General features: G+C 73.5%; 7 protein-coding genes. 2 read left to right on the plus strand and 5 right to left on the minus strand.

Annotation, left to right across the window (positions count from 1 at the left end):
• Window positions 1–109: 109 nt before the first annotated feature.
• From ACFUEL_RS32310 to ACFUEL_RS32325, 4 genes are all read right to left on the minus strand, one after another.
• Window positions 110–421 carry a GNAT family N-acetyltransferase gene (locus ACFUEL_RS32310; RefSeq protein WP_380240556.1) on the minus strand — a complete coding sequence of 104 codons (312 nt, stop codon included), beginning with the start codon at window positions 419–421 and terminating at the stop codon, window positions 110–112.
• A gap of 19 nt (window positions 422–440) precedes the next feature.
• The gene (locus ACFUEL_RS32315) at window positions 441–1,070 is read right to left on the minus strand and encodes an FMN reductase (RefSeq protein WP_380240558.1); all 630 of its coding nucleotides are present in this window, start codon (window positions 1,068–1,070) and stop codon (window positions 441–443) included.
• Window positions 1,067–2,161 (minus strand): LLM class flavin-dependent oxidoreductase, encoded by a 1,095-nt coding sequence (locus ACFUEL_RS32320; protein ID WP_380240560.1) that lies wholly within the window; start codon window positions 2,159–2,161, stop codon window positions 1,067–1,069. The genes ACFUEL_RS32315 and ACFUEL_RS32320 overlap by 4 nt, the downstream gene beginning before the upstream one ends.
• Window positions 2,162–2,227: 66 nt before the next feature.
• A complete protein-coding gene (locus ACFUEL_RS32325; protein ID WP_380240561.1) occupies window positions 2,228–2,794 on the minus strand; it encodes a PadR family transcriptional regulator in 567 nt (188 codons plus the stop codon).
• A 287-nt stretch (window positions 2,795–3,081) separates the two neighbouring features.
• Between ACFUEL_RS32325 and ACFUEL_RS32330 the strand changes: the two genes are divergently transcribed.
• Window positions 3,082–3,960 carry a S1 family peptidase gene (locus ACFUEL_RS32330; RefSeq protein ID WP_380240563.1) on the plus strand — a complete coding sequence of 293 codons (879 nt, stop codon included), beginning with the start codon at window positions 3,082–3,084 and terminating at the stop codon, window positions 3,958–3,960.
• Window positions 3,961–4,159: 199 nt separating this feature from the next.
• On the opposite strand, the gene ACFUEL_RS32335 is transcribed toward ACFUEL_RS32330, so the two are convergent.
• Window positions 4,160–6,166: an FAD-dependent oxidoreductase gene (locus ACFUEL_RS32335; RefSeq protein WP_380240565.1), complete on the minus strand. Its 2,007-nt coding sequence runs from the start codon at window positions 6,164–6,166 to the stop codon at window positions 4,160–4,162.
• Between the two features lie 96 nt (window positions 6,167–6,262).
• Between ACFUEL_RS32335 and ACFUEL_RS32340 the strand changes: the two genes are divergently transcribed.
• Window positions 6,263–6,603 (plus strand): RNA-binding S4 domain-containing protein (locus tag ACFUEL_RS32340; RefSeq protein WP_380240567.1); only part of this gene is annotated, 341 nt, incomplete at its 3' end.

Raw genomic sequence — 6,603 nt, forward strand, 5'->3', positions numbered from 1 at the left:
TCGCGGGACAGTGCAAGTTCGTATCCTGCGTCGCGATCCGGCTGTGCGTGCTCGGTTGCCCGCGCAGTTCCCCGCGCCCCTGCCTTCGCAGCGTCTGGCGCAGCGGGTCTCAGAGGTCGAACTTGGCGCGCTTGTCCTCCGGCACCAGGTCCGTGTACTCCGGGTGCTTGGCGATCCAGCCGCGGATGAACGGGCAGTACGGCAGGACGCTCGCGCCGCGCTCGCGGACGGTGTCCAGCGCGGCGCGGGCCAGCTTGCCGCCGAGGCCCTGGCCCTCGAACGCGGGGTCGATGACGGTGTGCACGAAGGCCACCGTGCGCCCCTCGTCGCGGAGTTGGTACTCGGCGAAGCCGGCGGGGCCGGCGTCGGTGCTGATCTCGAAGCGGGACTGCTCGGCGTTGTCGCGGACCTGGGGTTCCATGGTGGTGACTCCTCGGGTGTCAGTGGGCGCGCAGCGCCGCGAGTTGCTGGGCGAAGGGGACGACCTGTTCGTGCTCGGCCACCCGGGCACGAGGGGTGGCGGGGCGGCCGGCGAGGCTCTCGGCGAGTTCGCCGGCCGCGCGGGCGATCCGTCCGGCGAGGGAGCCGTCGGCGCCGTCGGCGCCCCAGTCCTCGGAGGCGGCGAAGACCGCGGTGGGGACGACGACGGCCCGCAGGTAGGCGAACAGCGGTCGCATCGCGTGTTCGAGGGCGAGGCTGTGCCGGGCGGTGCCGCCGGTGGCGGCGATCAGTACGGGCTTGCCGGTGAGCGCGTCCCTGTCGAGCACGTCCACGAAGGACTTGAACAGGCCGCTGTAGGACGCGGAGAAGATCGGCGTGACGGCGATCAGCGCGTCCGCCTCCTCCACCGCCCGGACGGCGTCGCGCAGGGCGGGCGGCGGGAAGCCGGTGACCAGGTTGTCGGCGATGTCCCGGGCGAGTTCGCGCAGTTCGACGATCCGGACGTCCGCCTCCCGCCCGGCCTCGCGCAGGTCGCGGGCGGTGGCTGCGGCGAGCCGGTCGGCGAGCAGCCGGGTGGAGGACGGGACGCTGAGCCCGGCCGTCACCACGACGAGCTTGAGGGCGCTCACTTCGACGCCACCTCCTCCGCCTGCCGGGCCGCGACCCGCGCGGCGTGGGTGGGCCCGTCGGGCACCTCGGCCGGGCGGTTCTTGGCGAACTCGGCGCGCAGCACCGGGACGACCTCCTCGCCGAGCAGGTCGAGCTGCTCGAGGACGGTCTTGAGCGGGAGCCCGGCGTGGTCCATCAGGAACAGCTGGCGCTGGTAGTCGCCGAAGGTGTCGCGGAAGGCGAGGGTCTTCTCGATGACCTCCTGCGGGCTGCCGACGGTGAGCGGGGTCTGCTCGGTGAACTCCTCCAGCGAGGGGCCGTGGCCGTAGACGGGGGCGTTGTCGAAGTAGGGGCGGAACTCGCGGACGGCGTCCTGCGAGTTCTTCCGCATGAAGACCTGCCCGCCGAGGCCGACGACCGCCTGCTCGGGGGTGCCGTGGCCGTAGTGGGCGTAGCGCTCCCGGTAGAGGTTGATCAGCTTCTGGAAGTGCTCCTTGGGCCAGAAGATGTTGTTGGCGAAGAAGCCGTCGCCGTAGTAGGCGGCCTGTTCGGCGATCTCGGGGCTGCGGATGGAGCCGTGCCAGACGAACGGCGGCGTTCCGTCGAGCGGGCGCGGGGTGGAGGTGAAGGACTGCAGGGGGGTGCGGAAGCGGCCCTGCCAGTCGACGTTCTCCTCGCGCCACAGCTGGTGCAGCAGCGCGTAGTTCTCGACGGCGAGCGGGATGCCCTGGCGGATGTCCTTGCCGAACCAGGGGTAGACCGGGCCGGTGTTGCCGCGGCCCATCATCACGTCGACCCGGCCCTCGGCGAGGTGCTGGAGCATCGCGAAGTCCTCGGCGATCTTCACCGGGTCGTTGGTGGTGATCAGCGTGGTGGAGGTGGAGAGGATCAGCCTCTCCGTCCGGGCCGCGACGTAGCCGAGCATGGTGGTCGGCGAGGAGGGGACGAACGGCGGGTTGTGGTGCTCGCCGGTGGCGAACACGTCGAGTCCGACCTCCTCCGCCTTGAGCGCGATGGCCACCATGGCCTTGATCCGCTCGTGCTCGGTCGGGGTCCGCCCGGTGGTGGGGTCGGTGGTCACGTCGCCGACGCTGAAGATGCCGAACTGCACCGCTCTCAACTCCTTCGAGGTTGATTCAACATTCAACCACTCGCGACAACGGCATGCCACCCACCCCTATTCCCGGCCCTCCTCCGCCGCCCCTTCCACCGTCTCCCCTTCCACCGTCTCCCCCAGCGCCTCGTCCAGCCAGGCCAGCCAGAACGACTCCAGCTGGATGCCGCCGCGCAGCACCAGGTGCTGCAGGCGGTTCTCCCCGGCTGCCGCGTCCGGCGGGAAGTCCCGCCGCTCGATCTCCAGGTACTCGGCGAGCTGCGCCCGGTGCAGTTCGCGGTGCCGGGCCAGCTCCTCCTCCAGCCCGCCCAGCCCGAGCACGGCCGCGGCCCGCAGGCGCAGCAGCAGCGCGTCCCGGACCGGCTTCGGGTCCTGTGCCAGGGCGGTCCAGCGGGCCAGCTCGGCCCGCCCGTCCGGCAGCACCTCGTACTCCTTGCGCTGCCCGCGCCCCGCGCCCGGCCCGGACGCCCGGACCAGGCCCGTGCGCTCCAGCCGTCCCAGCTCGCGGTAGATCTGCTGGTGGGTGGCCGACCAGAAGAACCCGATCGACCGGTCGAACCGCCGGGTCAGCTCCAGCCCCGAGGACGGCTTCTCCAGCAGGGCGGTGAGGATCGCGTGCGGCAGTGACATGCGGCCGATCGTACGGGCAGGCCGGGCGCCGGCGGGTGCGCCGACCTGCGGCGCTGACCTGTGACGTCGGCTCAGGAGGCTTGCCGCGCAAAGGTGTCGCCGACCGACCGGTCGGGTGGGAAAGCGCTTACGGGGTCTTGCGCAGCCGTGCCGGGCGTCCGCATACTCCCGGGTAGCGCCTGTCAGGGTCAGCTCAAGTGCCGGGCCACGAGCCGGTGCCGACCTTCCCTGCCCGCGCCTCACGGCCCCTACCCCAGGGCCTCTCCCACTCCCCCAGGAGGAGATCTGTGAGGACCACGCGCACCACCTCCCGTCCGCGCCGCACCGGCGGCCGCCTGCTCGCCGTCGCCGCCGCCCTCGCCGCGGCGACCGCCCTCGCGGTGCCCGCCGCCGGGGCCGCCACCGCGGCGCCGGACGCCACCGCCGCCCTGGCCCGGGTCAGCGACTCGGTCGGGCTCAGCGGCGTCAACGGCATCGCCTGGCACACCGACCCGGCCTCCGGGAAGGTCGTGGTGACCGCCGACAGCACCGTCTCCCCGGCCGCACTGGCCCGCCTCACCGCGGCCGCCGGAGCGGACTCCGCCCGCCTGAAGGTCGAGCGCACCCCCGGCACCTTCAGCCCGAAGCTGTCCGCGGGCGCCGCGATCTACGGCGGCGGCTACCGCTGCTCGCTGGGCTTCAACGTGGTCAAGGGCAGCACGTACTACTTCCTGACCGCCGGGCACTGCGGCAACATCGCCAGCACCTGGTACACCAACTCCGGCCAGAGCACGGTGGCCGGCACCACCGCCGGGTCCAGCTTCCCCGGCAACGACTACGCCCTGGTCCGCTACACCAACACCTCGCTCAGCCACCCGGGCGGCTTCACCGCCGCGAACGCGTACGTCGGCGAGGCCGTCAAGCGCACCGGCTCGACCACCGGCACCCACAGCGGCAAGGTCACCGCGCTGAACGCCACCGTCCGCTACTCCGACGGCGGCACCGTCAGCGGCCTGATCCAGACCAACGTCTGCGCCGAGGGCGGCGACTCCGGCGGCCCGCTGTACGACGGCAGCAAGGCGCTGGGCCTGACCTCCGGCGGCAGCGGCAACTGCACCACCGGCGGCACCACCTTCTTCCAGCCGGTCACCGAGGCCCTCTCCGCGTACGGGGTCTCGATCTACTGATCCCCCGGCCCCGGCGGACGTCCGCACCGCCGGGGCCACCCCCGCCCGCACGACTCCTCCACCGCTCCGTACGTTCTCCCGCCGCACACCCGCCGCACACCCGCCGCGCCCCGGCCGGCCCCGCCCCGGCCGGCCCGCACCGTGCCGTCGCCCGGACCGGACGGGCAGGCCCCCGGGGCGCAGCACCGGCCCGCCGCCGTCAGAGCGCGGCGGCCAGCCGGGTGCCCTGGTCGATGGCGCGCTTGGCGTCGAGTTCGGCGGCCACGTCGGCGCCGCCGATCAGGTGGGGTTCGACGCCGCGCTCGCGCAGGGCGTCGAGCAGGTCGCGGCGGGGTTCCTGGCCGGCGCACAGGACGACGGTGTCGACGGGCAGCAGCTGCTCCTCGCCGTCGACGGTGACGTGCAGGCCGGCGTCGTCGATCCGCCGGTACTCGACGCCGGGGACGGACACCACGCCGCGGTGGCGCAGTTCGGTGCGGTGGATCCAGCCGGTGGTCTTGCCGAGCCCGGCGCCGACCTTGCCGGCCTTGCGCTGGAGCAGGAAGACCCGGCGCGGGCTCGCGGGCCGCTCGGGGGCGGTGAGGCCGCCGGGGCCCGCGTACGAGTGGTCGACGCCCCACTGGGCGAGGAAGCCGGGGGCGTCCGCGCCGGGGGCGGTGAGGTACTCGGCGACGTCGAAGCCGATGCCGCCCGCGCCGATCACCGCGACGCTGTCGCCGACCTTCGCGCCGTCCCGCAGCACGTCCAGGTAGCCGAGCACGCTGGGGTGGTCGACGCCGTCGATGGCGGGGGTGCGCGGGGTGACGCCGGTGGCGAGGACGACCTCGTCCCAGCCGGTCAGCTCGTCCGCGCCGACGACCTTGCCCAGGCGCAACTCGACTCCGGTGCGGGCGAGTTCGTGCCGGTAGTAGCGCAGCGTCTCGTCGAACTCCTGCTTGCCGGGCACCCGCCGGGCGACGTTCAGCTGGCCGCCGATCTCCGCCGCGGCGTCGAACAGCGTGACGCGGTGGCCGCGGTCGGCGGCGGCGGTGGCGAAGGCGAGGCCGGCCGGTCCGGCGCCGACCACGGCGATCCGCTTGGCGCGGCGGGTGGGGGCGAGGACGAGTTCGGTCTCGTGGCAGGCGCGCGGGTTGACCAGGCAGGAGGTGATCTTCGCGCTGAAGGTGTGGTCCAGGCACGCCTGGTTGCAGCCGATGCAGGTGTTGATGGCCTCGGGGGTGCCCGCGGCGGCCTTGTTGACGAAGGCGGGGTCGGCGAGCATCGGCCGGGCCAGCGAGACCAGGTCGGCGTGCCCGGTGGCGAGCAGTTCCTCGGCCAGTTCGGGGGTGTTGATCCGGTTGGTGGTGACCAGCGGGACGCCGACCTGCCCCATCAGCTTCTTGGTGACCCAGGCGTAGGCGCCGCGCGGCACCGAGGTGGCGATGGTGGGGATCCGGGCCTCGTGCCAGCCGATGCCGGTGTTGATGATGGTGGCCCCGGCGGCCTCGACCTCGCGGGCGAGCCGGACCACCTCCTCGAGGGTGGAGCCGCCGGGGACGAGGTCGAGCATGGAGAGCCGGTAGATCAGGATGAAGTCCGGCCCGACCCGTTCGCGCACCCGCCGGACGACCTCGACCGGGAAGCGCATCCGGTTCTCGTAGGTGCCGCCCCACTCGTCGGTGCGGTGGTTGGTCTGCGCGGCGGTGAACTCGTTGATCAGGTAGCCCTCGGAGCCCATCACCTCGACGCCGTCGTACCCGGCGGAGCGGGCGAGTCCGGCGCAGCGGGCGAAGTCCTCGACGGTCTGCTCGATCTGCTCGGCGGTGAGCTCGTGCGGGACGTACGGGCTGATCGGGGCCTGGAGGGCGGAGGGGGCGACCAGGTCGGGGTGGTAGGCGTACCGGCCGAAGTGCAGGATCTGCAGGGCGATCTTCCCGCCCTCGGCGTGCACGGCGTCGGTGATGGCGCGGTGCTCGGCGGCCTCCGCCTCGGTGGTGAGCTTGGCGCCGCCGGCCCAGGGGCGGCCGGCCTCGTTGGGGGCGATGCCGCCGGTGACGATCAGGCCGGCGCCGCCGCGGGCGCGCTCGGCGTAGAAGGCGGCCATCCGCTCGAAGCCGTGCTCGGCCTCCTCCAGCCCGACGTGCATGGAGCCCATCACCACCCGGTTCGGCAGGGTGGTGAAGCCCAGGTCGAGCGGGGCCAGCAGGTGGGGGTACGCAGCGGTCATCGACGCCTCCGGTCGGGATTTGTTACCCAACGGTAGGACGCGGTGGACCGGCCGTGCAACTAGTTGCAAAAAGAGCGGCCCGGCTAGAGTCGTGCCATGAGTGCGGACGAGGTGAGCGTGCGGATCGACAGCTGGATCTGGGCGGTCCGGCTGATCAAGACCCGCTCGGCGGCGGGCGCGGCCTGCCGGGCCGGGCACGTCAAGGTGAACGGGGCGGCCGCGAAGCCCGCGCAGCACGTCAAGCCGGGCGACGACGTGCGGGTGCGGATCGAGGGCCGGGAGCGGATCGTCCAGGTGGTGCGCCCGATCGCCAAGCGGGTCGGCGCGCCGGTCGCCGAGACCTGCTACGTCGACCACAGCCCCCCGCCGCCGCCGCGCGAGGAGCGCCCGGCGGCGGTCGCCCAGCGCGACCGGGGCGCCGGGCGGCCGACCAAGCG

It is taken from the genome of Kitasatospora sp. NPDC057198, from assembly GCF_042670125.1.
GTDB lineage: Bacteria > Actinomycetota > Actinomycetes > Streptomycetales > Streptomycetaceae > Kitasatospora.